This is a genomic window from Ruegeria sp. CDSB113, from assembly GCF_059611045.1.
This window is the reverse complement of the sequence record NZ_JBXWOU010000001.1, coordinates 105,763-131,139: the sequence shown is the minus strand read 5'-3', so window position 1 is coordinate 131,139 and position 25,377 is coordinate 105,763. Positions and strand designations below refer to the sequence as shown.

The window sequence follows — 25,377 nt, the reverse complement described above, 5'->3', positions numbered from 1 at the left end:
AGCAACAATAAAACCCGAAATCGTCATGAAGATGCTCGGACAGGGCTGAGTCGCACTCTGGGCTTAACTTATGAAAAATTGTCGCCGGACCGAAAACAGAGGCGAAAAAGCCGTTCAATTATCTACGGTTCGCGCCCAAAGTTGCCATATCTTCGGCACTTCCGCCCAATTCACGCCACGATTCGCCGTTAGTTTTCAAACGTTAACTTTTCCTTAGCAGCGCCGAATGTCTGCTCAGCGAGGTCGGCTAGATGAAAATGCGCGTATTTAAGAATAACAGCAAAAATTGTAAGAGCGCAGCCGCGGCTGCTCGTCGTTTTTCACGCGACGAGGACGGTGGCGTGTTCATTATCTTTGTTGTTCTTGGTTTTTTGCTCATATTTGCGACAGCCGGTATTGGCGTCGACATAATGAACTTTGAGCGCGACAGAGCGAGCCTTCAAGGCACGCTGGATCGCGCGGTTCTTGCGGCGGCCAACGTTAAACAAACTCTCCCCCCTGCGGAAGTGGTCAAATCCTATGTTGAGAAGTCCGACGTCCGCGGCAAGCTTACGAATGAACCCGAAGTTGATGATAATCCAACCCTTGGATCGAGAAAAGTCACAGCAAAAGCTGAAGTCGACGTCAAAACGCACTTTATGTGGTTCTTTGGATATCCCAAACTGACGGCTTCGGTCACGAGCGTCGCGGAAGAATCTATTGGTGCGCTCGAAATCACGATGGTTCTGGATATTTCCGGCTCGATGGGCTGGGATTCTGCAACGCCGGGTAAAACTAAGATGAAGGCCCTTCAGGAAGCCGCAATACAATTCGTGGATACGATCTACCTTGGGGAAGACCCAAACAAGATTTCGATCTCGATCGTACCTTACAACAACCAGGTGAACGCAGGAAAGAACATTCTGGATCAAATGCCGGGGGTTACGACTGAACACGACTATTCCCATTGCGTGAATTTCGAAGATACCACTGCCGAAGACCAATTCAAAGAAGCTTGGATCGATCCGAACGATAGCCTCAATCGCGCGGCGCATTTCGACCGCTCTGGCAAAAGCGATAGATATGATCGAGAAGCCCACACCTCTTCAGTCTGTACCACCCGAGCCGGCAGTTCCATCACACCGGTGACCAACATCGTCTCGGACCTGCACGACCAGATCAACGCCATGACCGCCGGCGGAAACACGTCGATTGACATCGGAGTTAAATGGGGTGCGGCACTGCTGGATCCCCAGTTCCAGCCCGTAATAAGCAGATTGTCTAGTCAGAACGCCAACGCAAGCGTAGTAATCGATCCAAACACCGGACTCGACGCGGACGGCAACGAACCTAAGAAGGTTGTTCCACCAACCTTTAGTAACCGTCCACTGGCATATGAATCCAATGTCAAAAAGATCATGATTGTCATGACAGACGGGGAGAACACCAGCAATTGGATTTTGGACGAGGACTTGCGCGACGGATTATCGGATGTTTGGTACAATCCCAGCACAAGTACTGCAAAGGACTATAGGAACTGTCGCGAATATTATGACTGGGACGACGGATTATGGATTAAATACAACTGCGACAGAACGCTTACTCGCTCCGGTGAGTACAGTGTTCAAATCTCGGAAAACCCACCCGAGTATTTATATACCCGACGCGGAACAAGAGGGCACTCGGAACCATTTAATGAAGAAGGTGAGTCTGTACGCCTGACTTACCCGGAGCTGTGGAATCGTGTAAACTTGGACTGGAACGCCGAGTATAACTATGCATTCGAATACCAGCGCACTCGAGACTGGTACAACAATGCCTTCACAACGATTGGTGGCGGAACCAAAGACACGCGGGTGGGTGATATTTGTGGCGCGATCAAGGCAAAGAATGTTGATGTCTATGGCATTGCTTTCGAAGCGCCGGAAGCAGGTGCTACAGTCATAAAAAATTGTTCTAGCGGCGCGAGCTTCTTTTACGAAGTCCAGAACGGCGGCACTTTGGGCGACGACCTGACGCTTCCGCAAGTCTTTGAATCTATTGCCCTAACAATCAAACAACTGAGACTGACGCAATGATCCGTAAAACTCTGGAAAAGGCGGTTCGGTTCAAACGAACAGAGCACGGTTCATTGACCGTTGAGTTTGCCATATGGTTCCCCCTTTACATGTTTTTCATTCTGGGCGTCATCGAATACTCAATGGTCTCGATTCAGAAAGCGATGCTGGATCGCTCGATGGATCTGGTCGTGCGCGACATTCGGCTTGGGATCAATTTGCCGGATACTAAGCACAATACGATCAAGGAAGCCATCTGCGGTAAAATGGTTGCGATGCGGAATTGTTCTGACAACCTGCAATTGGAGATGATTATTCAGGACCCGTATGGCGGTGTGAACCTTCCTATTGTTCCAGACTGTTCAGACAGAGCCGATGAGGCCAAGCCAGTCCGCGAATTTTCGAATGGCGGATCGAACGAACTGATGATCCTGCGTGCCTGCGCGAAGGTCGATCCGCTTTTCCCTACGACCGCAATGGGGCGGGCTGTGTCAGGCGATGATGGTCTGGTCACACTTACGGCGACGACTACCTTTGTTCAGGAGCCTTAATATGACGTGTCTCACTTCACGCATCCGTAACCTGTTTGGCACTTTTTTGGGCAAGGAGAACGGCAACCTATCCTTGGAGTCTGCTCTGATTTTCCCGATGCTCGTATGGAGTATCACGCTTACTTATACGTATTTTGATGGTTTTCTTGAAAGCAGCGCAAATCTGAAAGCTGCGTACACGGTAAGTGACCTAGTTTCGCGTGAGGGTGAGGATGCAATAACCGATATTTATGCGGAATCCATGTATTTGATATACAATCGTATGGTAACCGACAACTCGCCGCTAAAAATGCGATTGTCGGTGATCCAGTACTTTGCCGCCGATCAAAACACCGGTACAGAAGAGCGCTATAACGTTGAGTGGTCTACAGCGTGTGGGTACGAGAGCAACTGGACCAATGACAATCTCGATTCGTTGATTGAAAGGCTTCCGCCTATGGCAAATACGGACTCATTGATCATCGTTGAAACGTCCAAACCTTATGTTCCGATTTTGAATACTGGTTGGCTGGACAGGGATCACACATTTGACAACTTTGTTTTCACGCGGCCGCGTTTTGTTCCGATAGTCAAGGGGCCCGATTCTAAGCATTTTTGTTAGATGTATACTCCAACAGTGAATACACTACTTGGATCATAAATTTGGTTTCTGCGGCCGTAGTCAGGCCGCCGATGCCAACACGGCGCCCCAATCGCCACCACAATCCCGGTGCCCAGCTGTTTTCTGCGCTTTCCCTGGTCTTCAACAAAAATCCATTTGACGGCTTGAACGCAAACACCCCCTGATCGATGGTCTCGATATCTTCGATACGGGTAATCACCTGCCCTGATCCGGTCCGCAATTCAGTCTCGGTCAGCTCGATCCAGTCGCTGGTGGCTTGCCACATGCGATAGGCCAGCCAAAACGCCGCCACACCAACGACAAGCAAAAAGACCAACCAAGCCGGTTCCGGTGGCGTGGTCAAAGCGACATAGATGACCAGCACACCCACGGTCGACAGCATTCCCACCCCTATCCAACGCCTGGATGATGAAGGCCGAACCGTGGCCAGAATTTCTTGTTGCATTGACGTCCCCTGCTCTGCTCTGTCCGGGTTTATCCGCTTTGTGTGCCGAAAAACAGAGGGAAGCCGACTATGGAATTGCGCACAGCACCCGTGTTTGCACGCAAATTGACGCATATCGCCAACAGCATACATGATGCCCACAAATTCAGGAGGCCATCATGTCCCTTAGACCAACATTGGAAACCCGCAAGGCCGTGCCGACCATGGAAGGCGCAGGCGTCAAATTGCATCGGGCTTTCGGATTTCAGGACCCGTCCGAGCTTGACCCGTTCCTGTTGTTCGACGACTTCCGCAATGATCACCCCAAGGATTATCAGGCGGGCTTCCCGTGGCATCCGCATCGCGGCATCGAAACCATCACCTATGTCCTGTCCGGCTCGGTCGAGCATTCGGATTCGCTGGGCAACACCGGCACCTTAGGCGCAGGCGACGTTCAGTGGATGACCGCTGGGTCCGGAATCCTGCATCAGGAAATGCCCAAAGGAAACGGTGCGGGCCAAATGCACGGGTTCCAGCTGTGGGGCAATCTGCCGTCAGATCAAAAGATGACAGCGCCCCGCTATCAGGATGTTCAAAGCAAAGAGATCCCCGAGGTCACTGATGATGATGGCACCACCGTGCGCGTTATTGTTGGTGAGTTCTGGGGCAAGGCCGGCCCGGTAGACGGTATTGCCGCCGACCCGCAGTACTTGGATATTCAGGTTCCGGCTGGCGTGAAAAAGACCTTTCGCATCGACACCTACCGCCGGGCGTTTGCCTATGTGTTCCAAGGTCAAGCGGCCTTTGCCGACGCATCACAACCTACCGGCGTGCTTTTGGAAAAAGAGGTCGCGGGACAAGAGGTCAACATCCGCGATCTGTCCGGTGACCGCACTCTGGTTCGGTTCGGCACCGGCGATGAGGTCACAGTTCAAGCTGGTCCCGAAGGTGTTCGGTTTCTGTTGATCTCGGGCGCGCCGATTGATGAGCCTGTCGCATGGCATGGCCCAATTGTCATGAACACGCGTGCCGAACTGGAACTGGCATTCAAAGAACTCCGAAATGGCACATTCATCCGCGCCGCGCACTGATAGGGCAAAGTTGGTCAGGCGGTTACGGCGCGTCTGACCATATCCCAATACACCTGCTCAACTTCGTCCAGCGACAAGCGTCCGCCTGCACGGTACCAGGTCATCACACCGTTCAGCATCGCGATCACGGCCAGGGTCGCGATTTTGGTATCGGCAACGGCAAAGAACCCAGACTTCTGCCCGTCCTGCAAGATGGCTTCAAGCGAATCCTCATAAGCCCGGCGCAGGCCTTCGATTTCCGAGAAGTTTTCGGGTGAGAGGTTGCGCAGCTCCATATAGGCGATAAAGACTTCATCCGGTCGCTCCATATGAAACCGAATGTGAAAGCCGACAAAGCGGCGTAGCGCGGTCTCGGCATCGGCGGGTTTTTCAAGTTCACCATAAGCAGCCAACAGATCCTGCATGTGATCCTGCATCAGGCGAAACAGCAGGCTTTGCTTGTCAGGCGTGTAGTTGTACAGCGCCCCCGCCTGCACACCCACATCTTTTGCGATCTGGCGCATGGATACAGCGGCATAGCCATGTCGGGCAAACAGCCCCAACGCTGCTTTTCGAATGCGCGGGCCGGTGATATCGGAGTGTGAGCCTTGGGTACGTGCCATACCGTCATCATATATGAACAAGCGTTCATATAGAACCCCGCTTGAACGACCGCCGCAAAAGGTGCATCACGGTGCCAGTCGTCATTGAAAGGGTTCAGCATGAAGCCCCTGCCACTTTTGGTTCTGCTTCTAACTTGCGCAGCCTGCGCGGACTTCCCGGAATTGGAAGGACGCGAACAGCCGAATGTACGCTCGGCCGCGTACCCGAAGCTGGTCCCACTTCTGGACGTTCTTGGCCCGCCCATAGATCCCGTGAACGAAGCGGCCGAGGTTGAAGAAGACCTGACCGCGCGCCGCGAAGCGCTGGCCAAAAAGGCCGAAGCGCTGCAAAACGCGCAAACCAACTGACCTTTCGCGTTTCAACTGACTGTTACCGCTGTCTCGGATTGCGCCTCGACGCCGAACCCGTTAAGGCACCTTTGAACGGGCAAACAGCCCGAAACCAAGGACATTCGAGCGGAAAGGAACCCACGGGATGACACAGGCGCTGCGGCTGGGAATTGCCGGCTTGGGAACAGTTGGCGTGGGTGTCGTGCGGATCGTGCGCCGCCATGCCGACCTGCTGCAGGCGCGTACAGGTCGCGCGATCGAAATCACCGCTGTTTCTGCGCGCGACGCAAACAAAGACCGTGGCGTGAACCTGTCGGAGTATGCATGGGAGACTGATCCCGTCTCATTGGCGCAGCGCGACGATGTCGATATTTTTGTCGAACTTATGGGCGGCGAAAACGGCCCCGCCAAAGCATCTGTCGAGGCCGCGTTGGCCGCTGGCAAGGATGTGGTGACCGCGAACAAGGCTCTGTTGGCCATTCACGGTCAGGAGCTGGCTGAAAAAGCCGAGGCCGCAGGCCGTGTGATCCGGTTTGAGGCCGCCGTAGCAGGCGGTATTCCCGTGATCAAATCCCTGACCGAAGGGCTGGCCGGGAACGAGATCACCCGCGTCATGGGCGTGATGAACGGCACCTGCAACTATATCCTGACGCGGATGCAATCGCAGGAGCTGGGGTATAACGCGCTGTTCGAAGAATGCGCCGAACTGGGCTACCTCGAGGCTGACCCGAACCTGGACGTGGGCGGCATCGACGCGGCGCACAAGCTGGCGCTTTTGTCCTCGATCGCGTTTGGTACCAAACCGAATTTCGACGGCATCCAGATCGAAGGCATCCAGCATATCAGTCTGGATGACATTCATCAGGCAGCCGACATGGGCTATCGCATCAAGCTGCTGGGTGTCGCTCAGCGCTCGGCACGCGGTCTGGAACAGCGAATGCAGCCGTGCCTTGTACCCAGCGGCTCGCCCCTGGGTCAGCTGGAAGGCGGCACCAATATGGTCGTCATCGAAGGCGACGCGGTCGATCAGGTTGTCCTGCGCGGCCCTGGCGCAGGCGAAGGTCCAACGGCAAGCGCCGTGATGGGCGACGTCTGCGATCTGGCGCGGGGATTGCAGATCCCAACTTTTGGCCGTCCCGCCACGACACTGGAAGAGGCAAAACCTGCCATAACCGGCCTGCCCGCCCCCTACTATCTGCGCCTTGCACTGTTCGACAAACCGGGTGCTCTGGCGAAAGTGGCGGCTATTCTGGGTGATGCAGGTGTCTCAATCGATCGAATGCGCCAGTACGGGCACACCGAAGCCACCGCGCCGGTTCTGATTGTTACGCACAAGACCACACGTGCCACGCTGGATGTCGCTTTGGAAGGCCTCCGGACGACCGATGTCGTGTCGGGTGAGCCCGTTGCACTGCGGATTGAAGAGGTTTGACCCTTGCGGCCTGCACAAAACGCAGGCTATGCCCGATGAAACGCCTTTATTGACCTGAGGATACGAAAAATGAGCGCTGCCAAAATCGATTTCAACGACCGCCTGTTGTCTCTGGGCCTTGCACGGGTCGCAGAGCAGGCCGCACTGGCCTCGGCCTCGCTGGTCGGACGTGGTGACGAAAAGGCTGCGGATCAGGCGGCTGTAAACGCGATGCGCGAACAGCTGAACCTGCTGGACATTGCCGGCGTGGTTGTCATCGGCGAAGGCGAGCGTGACGAAGCACCGATGCTGTATATTGGCGAAGAGGTCGGCACCGGAAACGGCCCCGGTGTGGATATCGCACTGGACCCGCTTGAGGGCACGACTCTGACCGCCAAGGACATGCCGAACGCGCTGACCGTGATCGCGATGGGCCCGCGCGGCTCGATGCTGCACGCACCCGATGTTTATATGGACAAGCTGGCCATTGGTCCGGGCTTTCCGGAAGGCGTCGTGAACCTCGACATGAGCCCACGCGAGCGTGTTGAAGCGTTGGCCAATGCCAAAGGCTGCAAGCCTGCCGACATCACCGTCTGCATTCTGGAGCGGCCCCGCCACGAAGCGATGATCGCTGAAGTGCGCGAAACCGGCGCCTCGATCCGCCTGATCACCGATGGTGACGTGGCCGGCGTCATGCACTGTGCCGAAAGCGAAGAGACCGGCATCGATATGTACATGGGGCAAGGCGGAGCACCCGAGGGCGTTCTGGCCGCTGCCGCGCTGAAATGCATGGGTGGGCAGATCTTTGGCCGCCTGCTGTTCCGCAATGATGACGAGCGTGGTCGTGCCGCCAAGGCGGGTATCACCGATCTGGACCGCGTTTATTCTCGCGATGAGATGGTGACCGCAGACGTGATCTTTGCCGCAACTGGCGTGACCGGTGGCTCTTTGCTGCCGCGGATCAAACGCCAGCCGGGCTGGGTTGAAACCACCACCCTGCTGATGCGTTCCAAAACCGGTTCGGTGCGCCGCATGTCCTACCGCACGCCAACCTGGCCGCACGACAACGCGTGATGGCTTGCACCTTTGCCTTTGGCAGAGGTATCGATAGATACAATGAGGCCGGGTCCGAGAGGGTCCGGCCTTAGCATATGAGAGGCAGGCATGAGCTTTTTAGGGGTTGAGCAGTCACTGACCGGGCGGCGTTGGATCGGACCGGAGGCCGAGGTCGAACGAGCCACGGAAATGCTGGTGCAACAGTCCGGGCTGCCACGTGCGGTATGTCAGGTTCTGGCGCGGCGCGGAGTGCCACCCATGGAAGCCGAAAGCTTTCTTCAACCAAAGCTGAAGGAATTGCTACCCGACCCCCGGTCCATGAAGGATATGGAGACCGCCGCAACGCGGTTTTTGGAAGCTGTCCGAAACAAGCAGCGGATCGCGGTTTTTGCCGATTACGACGTCGATGGGGGCAGTTCGGCGGCTTTGTTGCTTGTCTGGATGCGTCAGATGGGGCTGCAAGCCACGCTGTATGTGCCAGACCGAATTGATGAGGGTTATGGGCCGAACGTGCCTGCAATGCAGGAACTGGCGGCTGCGCATGACCTAATCATCTGCGTGGATTGCGGAACGCTTAGCCATGAACCTATCGCGGCGGCAAAAGGCGCGGATGTCATTGTGCTGGACCATCACCTTGGTGGTGAAACGCTGCCCGATTGCGTGGCGGTCGTGAACCCGAACCGACAGGATGAGAGCGGTGATTTGGGGTATTTCTGCGCTGCCGGCGTGGTGTTCCTGATGCTGGTTGAGGCTGGTCGGCAACTGCGTGAGGCTGAGGTTAAGGGTCCCGACCTGATCGGGCTGCTGGATCTTGTGGCATTGGCAACCGTTGCGGACGTGGCTCCGCTGATCGACGCGAACCGAGCGCTGGTCCGGCAAGGCTTGAAGGTCATGGCACAACGGCAACGACCCGGATTAGTGGCGCTGTCGGATGTGGCGCGTATGGATTCAGCCCCTACCAGCTATCACCTGGGTTTTCTTCTGGGTCCGCGCGTCAATGCGGGCGGGCGGATCGGTCAGGCCGATCTGGGCGCGCGACTGCTGAGCACGGACTCGATGACCGAAGCTGAAGCGCTGTCTCAAAGGTTGGATGAGTTGAATACCGAACGTCGTGATATCGAAAACGCAGTACGTGCGGCAGCACTGGAACAGGCCGAGGAACGCGGCTTGGACGCTCCTCTGGTTTGGGCGGCCGGCGAAGGATGGCATCCCGGTGTCGTCGGCATCGTAGCATCCCGCCTCAAGGAAAACGCCAACAGGCCCGCCATTGTCATCGGCTTTGACGGTGATGAAGGCAAGGGTTCAGGGCGGTCGGTATCGGGTGTTGATCTGGGGGCATCAATCCAACGGTTGGCGGCCGAGGGACTTTTGGTCAAAGGCGGCGGGCACAAGATGGCCGCAGGGCTGACCGTTATTCGCGATCAGTTGGAACCGGCCATGGAACGCCTCAGCGAGTTGTTGGCCAAACAAGGCGCGGGCAAAGGCGGTCCTGCGGACATGAAGTTAGACGGCGCCCTTATGCCGGGCGCTGCTTCGGTCGATCTGATCGAACAGATTGAAAAAGCCGGTCCTTTCGGGGCCAGCGCCCCTGCCCCGCGCTATGCGTTGCCTGACCTGCAGGTGCGCTTTGCCAAGCGTGTCGGCGACTCCCATCTGAAACTGTCGCTGTCCGACGGGGTTGGTGGTGGCCTTGATGCCATTGCCTTTGGCGCCTTTGACGGACCGATGGGGGAAAAGCTGTCCAACCATGGCGGCGCGCGCTTTCATTTCGCCGGACGGCTTGAGGTGAACACATGGGGTGGACGGCAAAGCGTTCAGCTGAGACTGGAGGACGCGGCAGAGGCAAACTGAGCCCATTTCCGGCCCTGCCAAAAAAGTTTCGCATCCCTGCATTTTTCGGCTTGCGGGGGTCAGAGGTAAACCGTAAAAGGCCCTCCACAAGCAAGCGTGGCCCGTTCGTCTATCGGTTAGGACGCCAGGTTTTCAACCTGGAAAGAGGGGTTCGATTCCCCTACGGGCTACCACTTGTGCTAATGCCACTATCAGATGGCCCGTTCGTCTATCGGTTAGGACGCCAGGTTTTCAACCTGGAAAGAGGGGTTCGATTCCCCTACGGGCTACCATTTCCCTGACCTACACTCCGAATTTTTCGCGACAGAGTTCCTGTATCTGCCCCCACAGCGACTTGAATTCCGGCGTGTTTTCCGCGGCATAGTGGAAGTTCTTCATAAGACCAGTGAGCTGGGTGAACACCTGACGCACTTCACCCTTATCCGCGAATTCCGCAGTTGATTGAGTAACATCATAGACCAGCTTGAATGTCATCTTCTGACGCTCTAGCGGGACGGTTGCGTCGACTTTGTCAAAGGCATCCTGCTGCAGATAAACCATGTCCACAAACAGCGCTTTTTGCTGCGTGACGAAGTCCTCGATGGTGACGCCCTCTTCGCCGGTCACCTGCATCATCTGATCGACTTGTTCACCTTTTTCAATCAGGGCCAGCAGATCGCGTACCTTGCCTGTCCAACCGGGCTCGGCGTTTTTGTCATACCAATCCGAGAGCTGATCGGTGTATCGCGACCAGCTAAGCATTGGGTCAACCGCAGGGTAGAACCGTTTATAAGCCCGTTCCGAGGACAGCCCCAGAAAGCACTTCACAGTAGACAGCGTAGATTGCGTCACAGGCTCGTCAAAATTGCCACCCGCAGGCGAAACCGTACCGATCAGCGTCAGACTACCCAGATCGCCATCATTGGTCTTCATCGCCCCTGCGCGCTCGTACAGGCCCTTGATCGAGCTTTCCAGATAGGCAGGGAAGCCCTCTTCCCCGGGGATTTCCTCCAGCTTGCCGGAGGTCTCGCGCATGGCTTGCGCCCAGCGGCTGGTACTGTCGGCGATCAACAGCACGTCATAGCCCATCTGGCGGTAATACTCACCCAAGGTGATGCCGGTGAAGATCGACGCCTCACGCGCAGCTACAGGCATGGAAGAGGTGTTACAGATGATGATCGTCCGATCCATCAGACTGCCGCCCGACATCGGGTCCGTCATCTTGGGGAATTCGTGGATCGTTTCCACCACCTCACCCGCACGTTCGCCGCAGGCCACGACGATCACGATATCAACCTTGGAGTTTCGCGCGATCAGGTTTTGCAGCACGGTTTTTCCCGCACCGAACGGGCCGGGAATACAGGCCGTGCCACCGCGCGCTATGGGGAAGAACGTATCAATCAAGCGCTGAGACGTCAGAACGGGTTCAGTCGGGTACAACCGTTCCGACAGGGCGTGCTTCAGGATGCTTTCAGGCAGTGGCCGTCGTACCGGCCACTTTTGGCACAGGGTCAGCGTGTGCTCCCCACCCTGCTCGTCTTCAAGACGCGCGACAATCTCGTGGATCGAGGCTGCACCTTTCTGAACCCACACAACATTATAGTCGCCGACCCAGTTGAAAGGCAGCATGATTTTGTGGGTAAACCGGCCTTCCGGAACAGTGCCAATGCTGTCGCCGGCCTTGACCGTGTCGCCAACTTTGATCGTGGGAGTGAAAGACCATTTTGCCTGATCATCCAGCGGCGCCACATCCGCCCCGCGCGGCAGGAAAGTCCCGAACTCGGCCGCAACCTTGGTCAAAGGCGATTGCAGGCCGTCAAAGACCTGCCCCAAAAGCCCCGGCCCAAGTTCGACCGAAAGCAGTTGTCCCGACTGTTCAACCGGATCACCAACTGCGACGCCGTCCGTGCTTTCGTAGACCTGAACGTCGGCTGTATCGCCACGCACGCGCAGCACCTCAGCCTTCAGGCGTTCCTGACGCCCGCCCGGGCCCGGACGGGTCGGAAGGATGAACACGACCTCGTTCTTGACCAATTGCCCCGGAACACCGGCGGCGTCTTGGTTGGCGTGAATTTTCACCAGCCCTTCCTGGACAGAGACGACGCGAGCGGTTGCGGTTTGAACCGGGGATGTTTGGGCAGTCATGCGCTTACTCTCTCAAAATCGAAATCTGCGACATTACTCATGGCTTGCTGGGCTAGCTTCTCAAATCTTGCGGCCGCATTCTGCGCGTTGCTTTGCGCCCAGCGATCGAAAATGTTCCAGATCAAGACATAGATCGCCACCGCCTCAAAATCGAACAGGTGACGGGCGGCGTGTCGTTTCAGTTGCTTATGGCTGACTGACAGCAGCAGTCGTTCCAGACCCAAGGGGTCCTCGGCCTCAAACAACTGGCGTGCTTCCTTGATCCACGGCATCGCCGTGGACAGACGGAAATCCGGGTCACCCCAATTGGCGGGGATGTGACGGCTCCAACGTCCAAACCCATACGAACCGGACGGCGGATTGCCCCTCTGCCCGCGCAGGCGCAATGCTGCAACAACAGTACGCAGGTCCATCCGTTCAAGGAACAGGCTGCGCAAAGATGATTGCGGGATTTCGGCCAACGCTTGTTTGCACCTCAAAACAGCCTGCGCGTCAGTGACATCCATGTCATATGCGCTCCAATTCAGAGCATGTTCCATAACCTTCAGAACCTTAGCGTCCTCGGGCTTCAGCGCCTTAAGGCGACGATCCAGCCGCAGCCGCGACAGCGGAGGTTGTTTGGCCACGAACAACCGCTCAGAGCCCGGCAGGCTGCTGATCAGGGCGATATAGGCGTCAGGGTCCGACATCTCAGCGGATCACACCTTCCAGAACGGCGCGAAACCGTGGCTGCAGATGCTCCATCAGCAACGAGGCGACCGCCTTGTCTGTCAGATCAAGTACAACGCCCTGATCTTCAGCTCGCACGCGGATACCACCCTGCGCGTCATCCGATGCATGCAGCTCTACCTCTTCACGCAACATGTCGGCTGTCAGGCCGAGGACGTATTTGGTCAGCTTGCCGGATTGAATGTCATCGGCGTTCTGCTTGATGTCTTCTTGCGTTGCGACTTTGGCGGGCAAAATGACCTGCACCTTGCCATCCAGATTGACGCCTTCGGATTCGCGACCGACGACCTCCAAAATCATCTGTTTCAGCAATTTCGGGTCGGCCATTTCCTTGGTCACCAGACGTTCGACATCTTCGCGAAACCGGTCGGTCAATCCACCCTTCATGGTCAAAACCGCATCACGCATGGCAGTGTTAAGCGCCTCTTCCCCAGCAGCGCGATATTTGTCGGAATCGGTGCGCGCCTTTTTTTGATAGTCGTCCGCCTCGCGTTTGGCATCCGCCAGAATTTTGGCGGCTTCGGCCTTGGCTTCAGTGCGCAGTTTTTCGGCGTCGGCCTGACCAGCAGCCACGCCATCATTGCGCAGCTTATTGATCAAGGCATCCACGCCATGAGAAATCATGCCATCCTGTGCCATCAACTGATCCCCGCACTGATGACAAGGGCAAAGACAAAGGCGAACACGCCAAACCCTTCGATGATCGCTGCTGGGGCAAGCGCCAGGCCAAAGATCTCAGGCTTTTCCTTGGTGGCGTTGATCGCCGCAGCACAGGCCCGACCTTGCCAGATCCCGCAATACATCAATGCGATGCCCGACAGGATACCAATCCCGAACAAGCCGCCCGCGTTTTCGGGTGTCACATCTCGGTTCAAGGTAAACATGATGACGATGCCGTAAATCACCATGGTCGACGGAAAGGCCGATACGCCGACAAAGCGCCCATAGCCGCCGTCGGTTTCTGTCATGGCGCCAATACTGGCCATACCAGCAATGGAGCACCCGATCGCGCTGGAGGCCGCGCCCAACGCCATAGGCGCGTAAATGCCCAGCCAACCCAATGTCAAAACAAGCTCATTCATTCCTGAACCTCCTTGCGGGCGAACGGGCGAAAGACAACACCTTCGTCCGGCAGACCCCATTTAAAGAATTCGATGTAATTGAGACGTAATCCGTGGACGACGCCGCTCATCATGGCGAGGGCGAAGTTGAGAATGTGGCCGATGATCAGGATTAGCAGGGCGAACAGAACGCCCACCCCCTTGAGCGAATGCATGACTGAAACCGCCAAATCGTTGAACGTGATCGCCAGTGAGGCCGAGGCCAGACCCAACGCGAACAGGCGCATGTAGCTTAGCACGTCTCCAAATGCGCCCATGGCCCCGGCAAGGCTTTGCAGCCCTTCGATCAGACGCCATAGCCAGTCGGTAGGCTTATTAATGACCCGCTCGCTTGAGAACCAGACGATGGCCAGCACACCGATCCCCATAAATGCCGCGCCCGGCACCGGAGAATTACCTTTCATGTAGCTGAGCCACAGAACGAACCCGCCAATCAGCGCAGCGATCCAGCCCAGATTGGCGATGGCCTTCCGGTGCCCCCATGCCGCCCGTGCGGCAAGCGCATTGGCCAGTACCAAATGCAAAACGCCAACGACGATCGAGACCATCATCATCGCACCGAAATTGTTCAGGTCGAGCAATTTGAGCTTGGACCAGAACGACCCCTCGGCTGGCGACACGCCGAAATAACTGCCGACGAGGACGCCGTACAGGATTGTTGCGCTGGAAATGATCACCCCAAAGCGTCGCCAGGATCGTTCACCGGGTGTTGCATCAAGCCGCTTCCAGAATAGTAAAAGGCCCAACAGGATAATCGCGCCGTATCCCGCGTCGGCTACGATCATTGCGAAGAAGACCGCAAATGAAACGGCGACAATGACACTGGGGTCCCAGTCCTTGTAACCCGGCACTTGATAAAACAGCGCCAAGTCCACGGCAGCACTACGCTTTTCCGGTTGTTCCAACAAAGTTGGCGGGCTGTCATAGGGGCTGGGTTCTTCAATCAGTACGGCAGCGTCCTTGGCGTTTGCCATGTCCAGAACCGCGTCTATACGATCCTCGGGCACCCAGCCCTGAAGGGCAAACATCGCCTCTTCGTCGCGCACCTTTTGCGTAGCATGGGCCAGCTCAGCCGCACTTTCGGCAACCGACAGGTTCCGGCGCATCAGTGTCAGGTATCGGGTCTGCGCGACGCGCTCAGCCTCAAGCGCTTCGATGGCGATCTCAGCCTCTTCCAGTTGCGCCTCAAGCTCGTGAATGGGCAGCGATCCTGTGTGCGTGCGCGGGACTGGAAGGATATCGTCATCCGGCTCATCCGGGTCGATCAGTACGGCATAGATGAACCTATGGTCCTGCTCGAGTATGGCCCAGGGCATATCCAGAGCCTCCAACGCATCGCGATACTTCAGTGGCAGTTGATAAAACCACAACCGGTTCCCCACTAAAACATCGTCGGGTGGAAAATCCAAGTCCCCCCAAGGGCGAACCTGCGCGATCCGGTTGGCCAGAAAATCCCTTTGGTCCGTCATGTCACGGGTCCGTTGCATCAGGTCCAGCACATCCTTGACGAACTGCTCCATTTCAAAACCGGGGTCGCGTTGTATCTGGCGGCGCGGTTCGGACACGTCATGCAGAAACCGCAGCGCCTTATAGGCGTCCCGCGCACCGCGCTCGCTGATCTTTTCCGGTTCAGAAGGCGGCGGGGCCAGCGGCAGAACGTGCATACATCCCAATTCCTGCAGCGCCTCAAGCGTTTCGGTCTTTTGATCTGCTCGCCCGACCAGTGACAGTTTCTTGAGCCTCGCGACACTCACGACACAGCCTCCTGCGCATGCTTGCGTTTCGAAATTTTCGAACGGACTACGGCCTGCATCTGCTCATCGCTCAGATAGATGCGGATTTTTTTGATGTTGGCCCTGGCGCGCGGGATCAGGACCTTTTCAAACAGGTTGACACGCTGGGTGATCGTGGCGACGGCCTTGTCGAAAATCTTCACCCTCTCTTCGGCCACATTAACCCGAAGACGCGCCTCGATCATATCGTGCAGCAGTCGGGCTGCAGCATCGACCCAGTGGGGCTTGGCCAGATAGGAGTACGGGCGCACCGTGACCTCGATCCGGTCCAACGCAGGCATCTTTACGCCCACGACGTTGACCTCTTTGACTTGGTAGTCCTTGAGCTCGACCAACCCGTCCAGATCGACGCCCTGCTGCGCCAGCATTGGCAGTTTTTCTCCAACCTTTTGCGCCAGTTCCTGCACCTCATCCTGAAGGCGCTGCACATCTTCGCGCGCCTTGGCACGTTCTGCCATCAATTGCTGACGCTTAAGGTCCAGCGATGGCAAGAACCGCTCATAGCTTTTCAGCTGCGTCTGCTCGCGTGCGAGCGACGATTTATTCAGCTGCAACCGCGCCATCGGCATCCTTTGGGAAATACTTGTCGATCAGGGTTTGCTTCATCAGCAATTGCTCGGGCGCGAAGCACTCCGCCAGAGTTTTCCAGCCCAGATCCAGCGCATCTTCGAGCGGGATCGAAACGTTGATGTCCATGAAGCGCGCTTTGAACAAAGCACCGAACTTCAGCAACTGGTGGTCATAGTCCGAAAGGTCGAACGCCATCGCCTGTTTCTGCGCGGCGTCACGGCTTTCGGAATAGAACCGGATCATCGTGTTCATGATTTGCCCGTGATCCTCGCGCGTTGTCTTGCCGATCACGTTCTGCTTGAGGCGCGAGAGACTGCCGAACGGGTCAATCACGCCCGAATGCAGATAGATCTGCCCTTCGGTGATATAGCCCGTGTTATCCGGCACAGGATGGGTCACGTCATTGCCGGGCATCGTCGTCACGGTTAACACAGTGACCGATCCGCCCTTGGCATAATCACAGGCCTTTTCGTACCGGCGAGCCAGTTGGGAATACAGGTCGCCCATATAACCACGCTGCGACGGTACGCGTTCCTGGCTGATCCCGACTTCTTTCATCGCGTCGGCGTAGGCGGTCATATCGGTCAGCAAGACCAGAACGCGCTTTCCTTCTTCCACAGCGAATTTTTCGGCCACGGCCAGCGCCATGTCAGGCACCAGCAAGCGTTCGACCAGTGGGTCCATCGCCTGATTGACGAACATCACTGTCCGGGAAAACACACCCGCATCCTCAAACGATGTGCGGAAGGTAAAGTAGTCATCAAAGATCAGGCCCAGCCCGCCAAACACCACGATATCCGCGTCCGCCTGAATACCAATCCTGCTGAGGAACGCGTTGAACGGCTCACCCGAGACCGAAAAAATCGGGATTTTCTGACTTTCGACCAACGTGTTGAACACGTCGATCATCGGCACATCCGTTCGGATCATCTTGTTGGGAACGGCGCGTTCTGCCGGGTTCACGGTTGGCCCGCCAATATCCACGCGCGGCTCAGACGACAGGTCGGGCCCGCCGTCGATTGACTCGCCCGCACCATCAAAAACGCGGCCCAGAATGTTCTGTGAATACGGCGTCTGCATCGGGTGGCCCAGAAACGTCGCCGTGGCCTCGGTCGAAATCCCCTTGGTGCCGGAAAACACCTGCAGAGTGACAACGTCCCGGTCGATAAAGATCGCCTGAGCCAGCGTCTTGTGGCCGTCCACGGTTTCAATCACGGCCAGATCGTTGAAACGCACGGCCGCATCAGTCGATCCGTCCAGAGGCACTCTGACCTTTATGGTGTCTCCGACGATCTCAAGAACACGCGTGTATTTCAAAAGACTTCCGGACATTGCTCATCCTCGGTCGTTAAAGGTGTTTTTGAAATCAACGCCCCGAAAAAACTTGGCGTTTTTTGCAATCATAAGTTCAGCTTACAACGAATTCATGAATTGGCAAATGAGGATGCCTCAGCTGCGACAAAGGAGACAAAAACCGCCTCTGGTGACCAAAAATCGTTGGTATTCAAACGCACAGGGAAGGCTCACCACCCCCTGCGCCCGAACAGGGATTGCAGCCGGCTTTGTCCGGCAAAAGGATCGACCTCTGTTGGCGCGGTCAGGCCCGAGACAACGCGGCGCACCATTACCCAGCAGATTGCAGCAAATATCACACCGCCCAGCGCCTGCCCCAACAATACACCCGGAGCGCCAGCCAAATAGGCCCCGGCGACCGCAAAGGGCCACGTGCCCAGAGTATGACGCCCCCAGTTAACCCACGTGGAATAAATGGGATAGCCAAGGTTGTTGAAGCTGGCATTTGCAACAAAGATCACCCCGTTGAAGAACGACGCCAAGGCCAGCGGTCCGCAGAACAGATAGATCAGCGCCCGCGTCTCGCCTTGGGCCTGAAACAAGTCGGCGATTGAGGCACGCAGGACGAACAGCACCGCCGCCATCAGAACCACATAGACGGCAGTGAATTTTACGCCGGCCAGGAATGCGCCCTTCACCCGATCATACTGCCCTGCCCCAAAGTTCTGCCCCACGATCGGGCCTATGGCCCCGGACAGTGCAAACACGACGGAAAAGGCGACAGGCATCAACCGCCCTATTACTGCCATGCCTGCCACGGCATCTGTGCCAAACTGCGCTACCTCACGGATCACGATGGCGTTGCCGACCGGCGTGGCGACATTGGTCAGAACCGCCGGTATTGCAATCGCCCGCACCGGTTGGAGGTCTTCCATCACTTGCTTCAGCGACGGTCGCGCAAAGCCACGGTGCACGCGCACGGCGGGCCGGACCGCTGCTATCAGCATACAGATACGCGCAATGACCGAGGCAATCGCCGCCCCGTCCAGGCCAAGACCAACAGCAAAGATCAGGATCGGATCCAATATCGCGTTGGCCAGCCCGCCGTAAATCGTAGCCTGCATGGACCGGCGCGCATCACCATGCGCGCGCAACACAGCCATACCCGTCATTGCCGCAGCCATCACCCACATGGTCGGTAGAATGATACTGACATACCGTGCGGCCAGTTGCAGAACCTCACCCTGTGCGCCCAGCAAAGACAGCAGAAACTTGATGTTAATCATGACTATGGCAGACACAATCAACCCCATCAGAATACCAAGAAGGGCAACGCTGGTTCCGAATTGGCGGGCTTTTTCGGGCCGCCCCGCCCCCAGCTCGCGGGCGACAAGGGCGCCGGCGGCAATCGACAGCCCGACATTGATCGAGTTGGTGAAAAACAAAAGCGTGCCCGCATAGCCGACCGCTGCGGCCAAGGCGTCATTGCCCAGCATCGAGATGAACACCATATCCACGAAATCCACGGCAAAGATCGCCATAAGGCCAATGCTGGTGGTCAGCGACATTCGGGTCACATGCCGCATCAGACTGCCGGTCAAAAAGACAGCCATGCCCGTGGATTGTTGTGTCATTGGCTTGTCCGTTCCTTCGTCCTGGGAAACAACCTGCCCGTGATCACCCCCGGTCAGCAACCTCAAACTGGTGCTGGTCGCGCGCCCCGTCCATTTTGCAATCCCTGAATAGGGTCGCAACATCCCATCGATTTGCTGTGTCCCATCACCGTGTTGATTTGCGCCCCGTCATTTTCATGCCATACTGTGATGGATTGTTGTTTGTTGCTGATTTTCAGCGCTTTGTTTGATGAGTAAAAAGGTCAACTTGTTGCCATGCGGCGCGTATCCTTAGATGAAGCCAGCTCTCGTGAATGGGACGTCATTATTGCGGGAACCAGTTTCTCCGCGATGTTCTTCGGCCATGGTCTTCCACCCGATCTGAACGTTCTGTTTGTCGAAAAAGGTGTCGAGTACCCACATTCGGACCAGCTAGAAAATGGTTGGGCCGTGCGCGAGGCGTTTAACCAGCGCAACAGCTCGGGCCTGAAAAAGAACTGGGTCGCGTTCACCCTGTTCGGCGGGAACTCGAACTATTGGTGGGGCAATGTCCCGCGATTTCATCCGGATGATTTTGCGCTGAACAGCAAGTTCGGCGTTGGTATGGACTGGCCCATAACCTACCAGGATCTTGAACCGTTCTGGGAACGCGTCGAGGATATCATCGAAGTGGCCGGTGGCCAGTCGGAACATATTTTGCCGCGCCGCAATCCGTTCCCTTACCCGCCGCATACCCCATCACGCGCTGATGTTGCACTGCGCGAATCCTCGCCGCTTTGGGTTCCTGTTTCCAGCGCTGCATCCAATGGCGGCTCGCGCCCGACATGCTGCGTCAACGGTGTATGTCGGATCTGTCCTATCGACGCAAAGTTCACAGTTCTGAATGGTCTCGACAAACTCTCCCACCCCGGCGCGCATTATCTTTTCGGCGCCGAAGTGCGCGCGGTGGATATTGAGGGTGGGCGCGCAAGTGGGGTTCGCGTCAAATCAGCGGACGGTGATGAGGCGCGGCTGCGCGCCAGTACTGTCGCCCTGGGCACAAACGGCATTTTCAATGCGGCTATCCTGCAGCGTTCTGACGTGCGCAACGACGCGCTGGGCAAATATCTGCACGAACAGGCCGTCGTTGATGTCCATGTCGACACCGCCAACATCAAGGCATTTTTCGGCGGTACATCAGAGACCGGTCACGGCTATCACTTCTATCACAACATCGACCGAAGCGCGGCAGCGGCAGGGCTGATCGAGACAGTGAACGCACCGGTTTCTGTCCGACGCGAGCGTGGCAAATGGGCAAACCGTATCCACATGCGTATTGCGGTTGAGGACCTGCCGCTTGCCGATAACCGCGTCTTTCTGGAAGATGACGAACCCGTCATCGAATGGACCGGGTATTCCGACTATGCCAAACGCGGTATCGAGCGGGCCAAGACTGGCCTGCACGATATTATCCCGGACACAATCGAACATCTGTGGGTTTCGGACATATTGCCATCGGACGCCCATATCCAAGGCACCCACCGTATGGGTCTTTCAGCCGAAGATTCCGTGGTAGATGACAGGCTTCGCCTTCATTCCGTACCTAATGTTTTTGTACTTGGGTCGGGTGCCTTCCCCACTTGCTCACCCGCCAACCCGTCCCTGACCATCTCGGCGCTGGCGCTGCGCGCATCGGAGGCGGTTGCATGAAGTATTCACGTCGCACGCTTATCGCATTGGGTGCAGGGGTTGTTGGCCTCGGCCTGGCATATCGAGGGATCAAAGGGCATGGCATCGCAACACATGCTCTGGATGTGATCCGCGACGTCTATGGCCCTGAGATCGCCAATGATCCGGCAGCACATGAATTTGCACAGGCTTACGAGGATTTCGTGCTTGAAAAAGGTACGCAGGGTCAGGTGCTTGATATGGTTTACTGGACAGGTCTTCAGGACGTTCCCTATGTCAGCGATAAGCTCGGCCGGATCAACGACAGCGTCGTCGACAAGTTTGCGACCTCAACAAATGTGATCCTTGCCACCGAGCTTGGCAAGCCACTGGAATTCGTTGCCTTATTTGATCCTTTTCTCAACACCTGCCAGAACCAGCTGGGCGCGCAAGGGTATTCCCTGGCGTGATCGCGCCACAGTTTTCGGGGCGACACAGCCCGAAGTCGAACTGTATATGAGCTGATTGTCCAATCATCCCGCTCCGGAACAAGAACCAGTATGCGCTGGAGGCAGGTCCCAAGGTAGAAAAATCAGTACCAAAACTCGCTCAATACATTATAAGAAATGAATATACTAAATTTACTATATTCGATTTGCGCGACGACCTGGGGAGGATTCAATGCTTCGACTTACAACCTGTTTGATCTCTTTTCTGACACTACCAGCGCTTGTTTGGGCAGACGCGGTCCCCAGCAAAGAGGCTGCCGAGGGCACCTTTGCCGACCGCCCATACTCGCCCTACGCCAACCGATCGTTCCCCGAACGGCCGCTTTGGGGTGATACACACCTGCACACCGGTTTGTCGCTGGATGCGGGCGCATTCGGGAACACTTTGTTACCCGACGAAGCATGGCGGTTCGCAAAGGGGGAACAGGTTATTTCGTCGACCGGCCAACCTGTCAGACTGGCACGACCCTTGGACTGGATGGTATTAACGGATCACACGGACCTCATGGGGTTTGCGCCTGACCTGCAGGCAGGAAAACCCGGTGTGTTGGCGGATCCGAAGGGTCTGGAATGGTACGAGGGGTACAAAGCAGGCGGTGAAGACGCGGCCAAGGCGGCTTTTGACATCATCACCAACTTTTCGCAGATGACCCTGCCCGAGATTTTGCTGGAATCCTACAGCCCCGGCGCAGATGCTTTTGCGTTCACATGGGAACAAATCGTGCTGGCCGCCGAGCGTCATAATGACCCCGGCAACTTTACCGCATTCATCGGGTTCGAATGGACCTCGGTCCCAAAGGGTTTCAACCTGCACCGCAACGTCATGTTGCGTGACGGTCCAATTCGTGCACTGCAGGTCGTTCCACCCGTAACCCAACCCCCTTATGGCGACACGGACCCCAAGGCGCTGTACGCGTGGCTTGAAGAATACGAAGCCAATACCGGTGGCCGCGCTGTTGCGTTTGCCCATAACGGAAACCTCTCCAACGGCTGGATGTTCCCGACCGAGGACACCTATCACGGCGGCAAGGTCGACGAAGAGTACGTGCAAAACCGCGCCAAGTGGGAGCCCCACTACGAAGTCACCCAGATCAAAGGCGACGGCGAAGCGCACCCATTCCTCAGCCCCAATGACCCGTTCGCGGATTATGAGAACTGGGATGTCGGAAACCTCGATATCACAGAGCTCAAGACCGATAACATGCTGGCCGGTGAATACGCGCGCGAAGCACTGAAACGCGGTCTGGCGTTAGAGGAAAAATTCGGCGTTAACCCCTATAAGTTCGGCATGGGCGGGGCAACGGACAGCCATACATCGCTTGCCACAGCGGAAGAGGACAACTATTTCGGCAAATCCGTCAGTGCCGAACCCTCGCCCACCCGCGTTCTGCATCCGTTTGTCGAAAGCGATCTGGGCGCATTCGAGGGTCACACTCTGGTCGCGTCCGGCTACACGGCGGTCTGGGCCACGGACAACACCCGGTCGGCCATTTTCGATGCGTTCAAACGGCGTGAGACCTATGCCACCACCGGTCCGCGGATCGGCTTGCGATTCTTTGGCGGCTGGGATTTTCAGGATGACGACTTGCTGACGCGGCTTGTTGCGGATGTGGGCTATACCAAGGGCGTCCCAATGGGCGGCGACCTGCGTCCCAGTGAAGGGGACGGAGCGCCTTCGTTCCTGATCGGCGCGCTGCGTGACCCGGTCGGGGCCAATCTGGACCGCGTTCAGGTGGTCAAAGGCTGGTTAGATGCCGATGGTGAATTGCAGGAAAAAGTGTTCAACGTTGCCTGGTCTGATGACCGCGCACTGGACGCAGATGGCAACCTGCCCGAGGTCGGCAACACGGTTGATCTGGAAACCGCAAGTTGGAGCAACACGATCGGTGCGTCCGAGTTGGTAACCATCTGGACCGACCCGGAATTCGATCCCGGCCAGCGGGCCTTCTACTACGTTCGCGTGCTGGAAATTCCGACACCGCGCTGGGTTTTGTACGACAAACTGCGGTTTGGTTTGGACCTGCCGGAAGAGGCGCAGCTGGTTCATCAAGAGCGCGCGTATTCGTCGCCAATCTGGTACACACCTAGCGAATAACCGAACAATACACTAAAGACATTGCCGGGCGGTCAACCTCGCCCGGCAATATTGCGACACGACATTGAGAACCCGCATGCAAATTCTAAAACAGCCTTTATTCCACTTCATTTTGATCGGGGTTGCCATTTTCGGTTGGTTTGCATGGGTTTCCCCGCAACAGGACATCGTTGAAGAAACCGACACGATCACGGTCGACGCTAACGATGTCGCCCTTCTGAAAACACGTTTCCAAAACAGCTGGAACCGCCCACCGACGGAAGACGAGTTACAGGCCCTGATTCACGGGGCGATCCGCGAAGAAGTTCTTGTGCGCGAAGCACGCAAGCTGGGTCTGGATCAAGGTGATCAGGTCATCCGTGCTCGCCTGGCGCAGAAGATGGATTTTCTAACTGACGCAATCGCGGCTTCGATCGAACCCGAGCCCGAAGTGTTGCAAACCTTTCTGAACGAAAACCCGGAACGGTTTACCAAACCGGCACAGATTGCTTTTGATCAGATCTACCTGAACGAGAACGCTGATCTGGATGCCATCGAAAGCGCGATCGAGGCTGCAAACACTCAGCAGGACTGGAGCAGCATCGGATCGACAACTTTGCTTCCAGAGTCTATGCCTCTGACAGTAGTGCGAGTGGTGGACGCAAACTTTGGCACTGGCTTTTCGGCGGCTCTGAATTCGTTGGAGCCAGGCAACTGGTCCGGCCCAGTCCGATCCGCATATGGCATCCACGTCGTTCGCGTTACAGACAAACAAGACCCCATATTGCCAAAGCTGGAAGATATCCGCGATACCGTTTTACTGGAATGGCGCCGCGAAGCCGGGTCGGACCTAGCGCAGGCGCAATATGAAAGCCTGGCGTCGAATTACCAGGTCGAAACACCCGACATGGGCAAGACGGTCGAATGAAGCGGCTCTTTTGCCTGTTATTTTCGGGCTGGCTGATGTTCGCCGCACAAGCGGGACATGCACATGCACTTGACCCCGGTTATTTGGACCTGCGGCAATTGGCGAGCAACACCTGGCAAGTGCTATGGCGCAAGCCTGATGTGAATGGCCGCCCCATGGGTATCGATGCCATACTACCCGCTCACTGTGCCCAAAACCGAGGACCCGAGTCACGGTCCGACGGAACAGCTTGGATCGCGACCTGGGTTCTTGAATGCGAGGACGATATCGCCGGTCACACCATCACCATTGAAGGGCTGGAGCAACAACGAAACGACGTTCTGCTGCGCATCCAACCCATCTCTTCGGAACCATCCACTTTGCGGTTCACGCCCGAGACGCCTGCTTTGATCATACCAGAACAGCCAACGACCTGGTCGGTTCTGAGCAGTTACTTCCGCCTTGGGTTCGAACATATTCTGGAAGGTTGGGATCACCTTCTGTTTGTATTCGCCTTGTTTGTTCTGGTGCGCGATCCATGGCGGTTGGTCGGGGCGGTGACCGCCTTTACCGTCGCGCATTCCATCACGCTGGCGCTTGCCACGCTAGGCGTTCTGAACGTGCCCGGCCCACCGGTCGAAGCCGTGATCGCCTTGTCAATCGTGTTCCTCGCTCTGGAAATCCTCAACCGAAAAGATGGTGAGCTGCGCCTGTCCGAACAATATCCCTGGATCGTCTGCTTTTGCTTCGGGCTGTTGCACGGGCTGGGGTTTGCCGGCGCGCTGGCCGATATCGGAGTTCCAACCGAGGATATCTTCGCCGCACTTCTGGCCTTCAACATCGGGGTCGAGGCCGGTCAACTTTTGTTTATTGCTGTACTGTCGGCCCTGATCTTGGTGTGGCGCCTCGCGCTGCCCGCTATTTCCCATAGGGCTGGCGTAGTCGCCGTACCCGTCACCGGATATGCTATCGGCTGCGTGTCGATGTACTGGTTGGTTGAACGCGTCAGCGGGTTTTGATTGG

The 25,377-nt window shown here is 56.7% G+C and carries 23 protein-coding genes and 2 tRNA genes; 15 read left to right on the top strand and 10 right to left on the bottom strand.

Features of this window, described 5'->3' with window-relative positions; translation table 11 throughout:
• Positions 1-251 precede the first annotated feature (251 nt).
• Genes AC2FIS_RS00655 through AC2FIS_RS00645 form a run of 3 tightly spaced genes read left to right on the top strand, consistent with a single transcriptional unit; the run spans position 252 to position 3,188 of the window.
• Complete coding sequence (locus tag AC2FIS_RS00655) at positions 252-2,057, top strand: TadE/TadG family type IV pilus assembly protein (protein ID WP_496771607.1); 1,806 nt, start codon at positions 252-254, stop codon at positions 2,055-2,057.
• A complete protein-coding gene (locus AC2FIS_RS00650) occupies positions 2,054-2,587 on the top strand; it encodes a TadE/TadG family type IV pilus assembly protein (protein WP_496771606.1) in 534 nt (177 codons plus the stop codon). Before AC2FIS_RS00655 ends, AC2FIS_RS00650 begins: the two co-directional genes overlap by 4 nt.
• Position 2,588: 1 nt before the next feature.
• Positions 2,589-3,188: a TadE/TadG family type IV pilus assembly protein gene (locus AC2FIS_RS00645; protein ID WP_496771605.1), complete on the top strand. Its 600-nt coding sequence runs from the start codon at positions 2,589-2,591 to the stop codon at positions 3,186-3,188.
• On the opposite strand, the gene AC2FIS_RS00640 is transcribed toward AC2FIS_RS00645, so the two are convergent.
• Positions 3,172-3,654, bottom strand: coding sequence for a hypothetical protein (locus AC2FIS_RS00640; protein WP_496771604.1), 483 nt, complete (start codon positions 3,652-3,654; stop codon positions 3,172-3,174). The two genes, AC2FIS_RS00645 and AC2FIS_RS00640, sit on opposite strands and share 17 nt — an antisense overlap.
• Before the next feature lie 158 nt (positions 3,655-3,812).
• On the opposite strand from AC2FIS_RS00640, the gene AC2FIS_RS00635 reads away from it, so the two are divergent.
• Positions 3,813-4,724: a pirin family protein gene (locus tag AC2FIS_RS00635; RefSeq protein ID WP_496704436.1), complete on the top strand. Its 912-nt coding sequence runs from the start codon at positions 3,813-3,815 to the stop codon at positions 4,722-4,724.
• 14 nt (positions 4,725-4,738) lie between these two features.
• Here AC2FIS_RS00635 and AC2FIS_RS00630 read toward each other — a convergent pair whose 3' ends face one another.
• Positions 4,739-5,326, bottom strand: coding sequence for a TetR/AcrR family transcriptional regulator (locus AC2FIS_RS00630; protein ID WP_496771603.1), 588 nt, complete (start codon positions 5,324-5,326; stop codon positions 4,739-4,741).
• A 99-nt stretch (positions 5,327-5,425) separates the two neighbouring features.
• Here AC2FIS_RS00630 and AC2FIS_RS00625 point away from each other — a divergent pair, with 99 nt between their 5' ends.
• The 6 genes from AC2FIS_RS00625 to AC2FIS_RS00600 all read left to right on the top strand — a co-directional run bounded on the left by AC2FIS_RS00625 (position 5,426) and on the right by AC2FIS_RS00600 (position 10,246).
• Positions 5,426-5,674 carry a hypothetical protein gene (locus AC2FIS_RS00625; protein ID WP_496704438.1) on the top strand — a complete coding sequence of 83 codons (249 nt, stop codon included), beginning with the start codon at positions 5,426-5,428 and terminating at the stop codon, positions 5,672-5,674.
• A 127-nt stretch (positions 5,675-5,801) separates the two neighbouring features.
• Positions 5,802-7,088 (top strand): homoserine dehydrogenase, encoded by a 1,287-nt coding sequence (locus tag AC2FIS_RS00620; RefSeq protein WP_472723458.1) that lies wholly within the window; start codon positions 5,802-5,804, stop codon positions 7,086-7,088.
• A gap of 69 nt (positions 7,089-7,157) precedes the next feature.
• Entirely contained in the window at positions 7,158-8,141 is a 984-nt protein-coding gene (gene glpX / locus AC2FIS_RS00615) for a class II fructose-bisphosphatase (RefSeq protein WP_058274789.1), read from the top strand.
• 90 nt (positions 8,142-8,231) lie between these two features.
• The gene (gene recJ / locus AC2FIS_RS00610; protein WP_496771602.1) at positions 8,232-9,974 is read left to right on the top strand and encodes a single-stranded-DNA-specific exonuclease RecJ; all 1,743 of its coding nucleotides are present in this window, start codon (positions 8,232-8,234) and stop codon (positions 9,972-9,974) included.
• Positions 9,975-10,072: 98 nt separating this feature from the next.
• A tRNA-Glu gene (locus AC2FIS_RS00605) sits at positions 10,073-10,147 on the top strand.
• A gap of 24 nt (positions 10,148-10,171) precedes the next feature.
• A tRNA-Glu gene (locus AC2FIS_RS00600) sits at positions 10,172-10,246 on the top strand.
• A 10-nt stretch (positions 10,247-10,256) separates the two neighbouring features.
• Here AC2FIS_RS00600 and AC2FIS_RS00595 read toward each other — a convergent pair.
• The 8 genes from AC2FIS_RS00595 to AC2FIS_RS00560 all read right to left on the bottom strand — a co-directional run bounded on the left by AC2FIS_RS00595 (position 10,257) and on the right by AC2FIS_RS00560 (position 19,238).
• Complete coding sequence (locus AC2FIS_RS00595; RefSeq protein ID WP_496771601.1) at positions 10,257-12,098, bottom strand: V-type ATP synthase subunit A; 1,842 nt, start codon at positions 12,096-12,098, stop codon at positions 10,257-10,259.
• Complete coding sequence (locus AC2FIS_RS00590) at positions 12,095-12,787, bottom strand: hypothetical protein (protein ID WP_496771600.1); 693 nt, start codon at positions 12,785-12,787, stop codon at positions 12,095-12,097. The genes AC2FIS_RS00595 and AC2FIS_RS00590 overlap by 4 nt, the downstream gene beginning before the upstream one ends.
• 1 nt (position 12,788) lies before the next feature.
• Complete coding sequence (locus AC2FIS_RS00585) at positions 12,789-13,466, bottom strand: hypothetical protein (RefSeq protein WP_496771599.1); 678 nt, start codon at positions 13,464-13,466, stop codon at positions 12,789-12,791.
• Positions 13,466-13,909 (bottom strand): ATP synthase subunit C, encoded by a 444-nt coding sequence (locus tag AC2FIS_RS00580; RefSeq protein WP_170409126.1) that lies wholly within the window; start codon positions 13,907-13,909, stop codon positions 13,466-13,468. Before AC2FIS_RS00580 ends, AC2FIS_RS00585 begins: the two co-directional genes overlap by 1 nt.
• Positions 13,906-15,702, bottom strand: a complete 1,797-nt coding sequence (locus AC2FIS_RS00575; protein ID WP_496771598.1) for a V-type ATP synthase subunit I — start codon at positions 15,700-15,702, stop codon at positions 13,906-13,908. Before AC2FIS_RS00575 ends, AC2FIS_RS00580 begins: the two co-directional genes overlap by 4 nt.
• Positions 15,699-16,304 (bottom strand): V-type ATP synthase subunit D, encoded by a 606-nt coding sequence (locus AC2FIS_RS00570; RefSeq protein WP_496771597.1) that lies wholly within the window; start codon positions 16,302-16,304, stop codon positions 15,699-15,701. Before AC2FIS_RS00570 ends, AC2FIS_RS00575 begins: the two co-directional genes overlap by 4 nt.
• Positions 16,282-17,643 carry a V-type ATP synthase subunit B gene (locus tag AC2FIS_RS00565; RefSeq protein WP_496771596.1) on the bottom strand — a complete coding sequence of 454 codons (1,362 nt, stop codon included), beginning with the start codon at positions 17,641-17,643 and terminating at the stop codon, positions 16,282-16,284. The genes AC2FIS_RS00570 and AC2FIS_RS00565 overlap by 23 nt, the downstream gene beginning before the upstream one ends.
• Positions 17,644-17,834: 191 nt before the next feature.
• Positions 17,835-19,238, bottom strand: a complete 1,404-nt coding sequence (locus AC2FIS_RS00560) for an MATE family efflux transporter (RefSeq protein ID WP_496771595.1) — start codon at positions 19,236-19,238, stop codon at positions 17,835-17,837.
• 255 nt (positions 19,239-19,493) lie between these two features.
• Between AC2FIS_RS00560 and AC2FIS_RS00555 the strand changes: the two genes are divergently transcribed.
• From AC2FIS_RS00555 to AC2FIS_RS00535, 5 genes are all read left to right on the top strand, one after another.
• Entirely contained in the window at positions 19,494-20,906 is a 1,413-nt protein-coding gene (locus AC2FIS_RS00555) for a GMC oxidoreductase (RefSeq protein ID WP_496771594.1), read from the top strand.
• Positions 20,903-21,334 carry a hypothetical protein gene (locus tag AC2FIS_RS00550; RefSeq protein WP_496771593.1) on the top strand — a complete coding sequence of 144 codons (432 nt, stop codon included), beginning with the start codon at positions 20,903-20,905 and terminating at the stop codon, positions 21,332-21,334. Before AC2FIS_RS00555 ends, AC2FIS_RS00550 begins: the two co-directional genes overlap by 4 nt.
• 211 nt (positions 21,335-21,545) lie before the next feature.
• A complete protein-coding gene (locus tag AC2FIS_RS00545; RefSeq protein ID WP_496771592.1) occupies positions 21,546-23,468 on the top strand; it encodes a DUF3604 domain-containing protein in 1,923 nt (640 codons plus the stop codon).
• A 76-nt stretch (positions 23,469-23,544) separates the two neighbouring features.
• Positions 23,545-24,375 (top strand): peptidyl-prolyl cis-trans isomerase, encoded by an 831-nt coding sequence (locus AC2FIS_RS00540; RefSeq protein WP_496771591.1) that lies wholly within the window; start codon positions 23,545-23,547, stop codon positions 24,373-24,375.
• Positions 24,372-25,373, top strand: a complete 1,002-nt coding sequence (locus AC2FIS_RS00535; protein ID WP_496771590.1) for a HupE/UreJ family protein — start codon at positions 24,372-24,374, stop codon at positions 25,371-25,373. The genes AC2FIS_RS00540 and AC2FIS_RS00535 overlap by 4 nt, the downstream gene beginning before the upstream one ends.
• Positions 25,374-25,377 lie beyond the last annotated feature (4 nt).